The sequence below is a fragment of the Bacillus cereus group sp. Bc031 genome (assembly GCF_027716265.1).
Classification (GTDB): domain Bacteria; phylum Bacillota; class Bacilli; order Bacillales; family Bacillaceae_G; genus Bacillus_A; species Bacillus_A paranthracis.
Map to the genome: position 1 here is coordinate 1 of NZ_JAQFUL010000167.1, position 3,820 is coordinate 3,820.

Here is a 3,820-nt window from a genome sequence, read left to right on the forward strand (position 1 = left end):
GAAACAAGACGCAACTTGCTTCTACAACTCAACCACAACACAAAAAAAGGTGTGGGAATAAACGGAATCAATTAAACTAACATTATAACTATATATTACACATTAAATATAATGATAGCAAGATATTTTCTAATTTATAAATCTGGTTCTTCCAATCTTAAAAAACTATTGGGCTTTAAACGTAATACTTTATTACATATCCGTACTTACTACTAAATATAACTTAAAATAAAGGGTATACCCAAAAATTGTCGAATAATCCCGAATGAGGAGAGTGAAAAATATGTTATTAGAAGAGTATTATGCACTACAAACAAAAAATATTCTTAGTAGAGTAGTTGAGCCCCCAGGTAAAGTAATGAATACAAAAGGAGAAAGAGTATTTTTATCAGCCACAGATCAATTATGTTGGGGCGTTCCAGTTGCTGCTACTAGAGAAAAATTAGAATTATACGCAAAGGAATTTCAAACGTGTGTGGAATACTATAATGATAATAAAATTGCAAAAATTAACTTTGATAATATTAGTAGTCCATTACTAATTCCTGAAGTATGGGCATTATGTTCATATGATAATTATAAAGACCAATTTATCAAATTAATGGAGATTACACTTCAATCAACAACAGAACTAAAAGACAAAAAGTTTGATGTTGACCATTGGTTTAGTAAAAAACAAGTTGAAGAAGCGAAGTCAGAAAGCATTTATTTACGGTTAATATTAGCTAAATCCCGCCCAAATCGTAGTCATGGTGCAGCGTCTGAACGAAAGGCTTCTGATTATAAAGAAGAAGCTATTCAACATACAAAGGATCTTGAACTCTTGACACCAATACAGTTACTGAAAGCACTTGAAAGAAGATTCTCTCAAGCAATACTTTTCCATAAGAGAAACAAGGAGGAAAAAGAAGAAATAATTACATTTTTAATGAATGCTCTTGGTGTACCAAGGGAAATCGTAGAAGAAAAATACTTCCCACATTTTTACAAATTTTACTATAAAAATCAATGGGGGCAATGAATTTAGGTTCTCAATGGTGAAAAGTCTGCTATTTCCAATGTATTTCATATCAGTTCTCAGCATTTTGGCAAGAAGTACATCTTCTAAGTAATGTTAGACGACACATAGAAAAAGAGGCATTTTAAAGGCCTCTTTTTCTATATTATAAATTTGCTCTTCTAATCTCTTAACCTTTTCATCTAAGGAAACTACTTTTGAATCTGAGAGTCGAGAAAATCTTTAAAATCTGTTGCTCTTTCTTCACTAATGATTGCCATCTCATTTACGATTTCATATAAGAGTTCGTACGCAGAAAGATACGCTTCATGAACCCGATCATCATTTTTATAAAGATTTGTAGATTGAACTTTGTCTAAATTATTCCTATTAGAAATAATTCTCTCTGTATAATTGTTATTTGGTAATAAGATAGCTTCTATTAAATCATATATAGAAAATATTTCCTCGAATGTTACAGAATAAGGCCTTGTACATTCCTTAATTAATAAGAAAAAGTGAGTGAAAAAATAAGGCGCTCTTAGTTCCTCATTAACTATTTTGTGCTTAAACTTTAACGACTTGTTAATCTTTAAAAACTGTGCAAAAAAAATATTAGCAAATGAAATGTTTAAATCCATTTGATTCTCTAGTTTCACGTTGCTAGGTAATTCATCTTTACTTGAAGGATGCGAGTAATCTCTTTTCCACACTTGATAGATATTAATAATATCCACACTTGTATAAACTAGATTCTTTTCAATGTGTTGCATTACTTCATGAAAAATATCAGAAGGTTTTTGGTAAGTAGTGTTCAGTTCATAAAAATCATCATAATATGACTCAGATTTTATATAATCGGTTAATTTAAAAATTATTGGTGAATATAAGTTTTGATAACATGCTTTCTTATAGTTTTTCTTTTCTCTTCTTAGGGTAAGAATGTGACTTATTAATTGTGCGGTAGATGCTGCTAAAAATGAGCCAATAATTGTTAATACTGTTTTTGTATCCATATACCCCCCCTTTCCTTTTAATAGGATAAAGAAAATCATTTAATGTTTCAAGGCTTAGAAAGCACTTGTAAAAAGTGTATATGGAGTATTTAATACGATTACTAACTAAAATCAAAAGGGCCTAACCTTTATTTTGACTAAGCCCGATTATATTAATATATTTATGTACCCGCATTACAACAGATTAACTACCTTTTATCTTTCAATCCATTTACCTAATTTATTACGTGTTTCCTCACTTAATCTTTTTATCTTACCAGTTAGCAACTTCGAAAAATTTAAAGGTGATATCTCTATTTCCTTTTCTCTATCTCTTAAATTACATTTATTCTCGTATTTATATTGACAAATTTTCTGCTGATACCAATTAGAACTGATTATTAATTTTATAAGAAACAAAATTCCCCTTAAATTATTTACACCTATTAATTTGTAGAGCATTTTTTTGAACTTATCATCAAATTCCCTATTCACCTAAATAATGCTCCATACAATTTTCACATAGATATTCTTCACCATCAATATTTTGATTATATGTTACTTCACATCTTTCACACGTAGAAACTTCATGTTTCGCTCCACAATTTAAGCACATACCCTGTTCTCCTATATCGTCATTAACACATACATATTCTTCTCCACATTCTTCACAGGAGAAATCAGCAACTGGGTTATTCCCCCCATCTTTTGCAGCAATATACATCTCAATCTCCATTTCCTCTTTTAAATCAGGAAAATAGTCTTCTATGAATTCACTTATATGTTCTACAAATTCCTCGAATCCTTTTTGAGAAAACTCATTATATGATGTAGGGAGATAATATCCCAGATCGCTCTGAAACTCTGCTCCTCCATTTATATATTTTAAGCTACATTCTTCTATCATTTTCCCGTTTATAATTAATTTCAGTAATACCTCACTTTCCCCCTGTTGTACCTCTTCGATATTTAATTTACTCTTAACTTCTAAAATATCATCATTAATCTTACTAGAAATCTTCAGGATGTCTTGTTCTGACTCTGCAATTGACATTTTATTCTTTTCAATTTTTATATCATTTCTAAAATAATATGTATCATCAATGTCCTCTATAAATTGATTAGTTACTTCTTCGAATTTATCAAATATCATATTTGCATCTAAAATTGAAACTCCTGCTTCTTGTTCCATAATATACAATTCATGCAATTCTTTTTTATACTCTTCCTCCTCAATATATTCTAATACTTCAGTTTCTTCCTCTTCAGATAATTCCTTATCAAATTCTTTTTTAGCTCCATCCAAATACCCTTCAACATTACTAATATTTTCGCTAATTTTATTAAATGCGTTGAGATCTAATAATTTATTGTGTGCAACATGATTTCGATTTTTACAAAAACGTCGCCATTCTTCAATAAAGCTCTCAGAGAAATATTCTTTGAAAATTTCTTTCCATAAATCTACCTTTATATCCATATTATTTTTCATTTCACTAATTATCGCTTTATAATTTTGAACAAGCTTTACTGCTTCTCCATGTTCCTTTACACCTTCAAGCATTACTTCTAACTTGGAGATATCCTTTATCTTGAATTTTTTAGCTTTATAGGTCATTATTTCTAATAAATCATCTGTATCAATTGATAACAAACTATCACTTACGTTTTTAAATGATTCCGCAGCAATCTTATAATCTTTTCGTCTTTTAGAATATTTTTCTTGTAGATACAATGGACTATAATTTTCCCTGGTCTTATCCCTGTCAAGTAGACAGCATTAAAAAGACTAAGCAGCCATCGAGATTCGATATTCTATCGGAGCTCG

Annotated in this window: 4 protein-coding genes; 1 reads left to right on the forward strand and 3 read right to left on the reverse strand. The window is 29.8% G+C overall.

Annotated features, from left to right (window positions below):
• The first annotated feature begins 283 nt into the window (after positions 1-283).
• On the forward strand, positions 284-1,021 hold the full coding sequence (locus PDQ33_RS28425; RefSeq protein WP_000923475.1) for a hypothetical protein: 738 nt from the start codon (positions 284-286) through the stop codon (positions 1,019-1,021).
• 188 nt (positions 1,022-1,209) lie between these two features.
• On the opposite strand, the gene PDQ33_RS28430 is transcribed toward PDQ33_RS28425, so the two are convergent.
• From PDQ33_RS28430 to PDQ33_RS28440, 3 genes are all read right to left on the reverse strand, one after another.
• Positions 1,210-2,013 carry a hypothetical protein gene (locus PDQ33_RS28430; RefSeq protein ID WP_270395359.1) on the reverse strand — a complete coding sequence of 268 codons (804 nt, stop codon included), beginning with the start codon at positions 2,011-2,013 and terminating at the stop codon, positions 1,210-1,212.
• 195 nt (positions 2,014-2,208) lie between these two features.
• Positions 2,209-2,487 carry a hypothetical protein gene (locus tag PDQ33_RS28435; RefSeq protein WP_001078338.1) on the reverse strand — a complete coding sequence of 93 codons (279 nt, stop codon included), beginning with the start codon at positions 2,485-2,487 and terminating at the stop codon, positions 2,209-2,211.
• Entirely contained in the window at positions 2,480-3,727 is a 1,248-nt protein-coding gene (locus tag PDQ33_RS28440) for a hypothetical protein (protein ID WP_002073827.1), read from the reverse strand. Before PDQ33_RS28440 ends, PDQ33_RS28435 begins: the two co-directional genes overlap by 8 nt.
• Positions 3,728-3,820: the final 93 nt, after the last annotated feature.

Bases quoted from the DNA above. Each gene is read 5' to 3' on its own strand.
- PDQ33_RS28425 (WP_000923475.1), top strand. From the start codon at position 284: ATGTTATTAGAAGAGTATTATGCACTACAAACAAAAAATATTCTTAGT.
- PDQ33_RS28430 (WP_270395359.1), bottom strand. From the start codon at position 2,013: ATGGATACAAAAACAGTATTAACAATTATTGGCTCATTTTTAGCAGCA.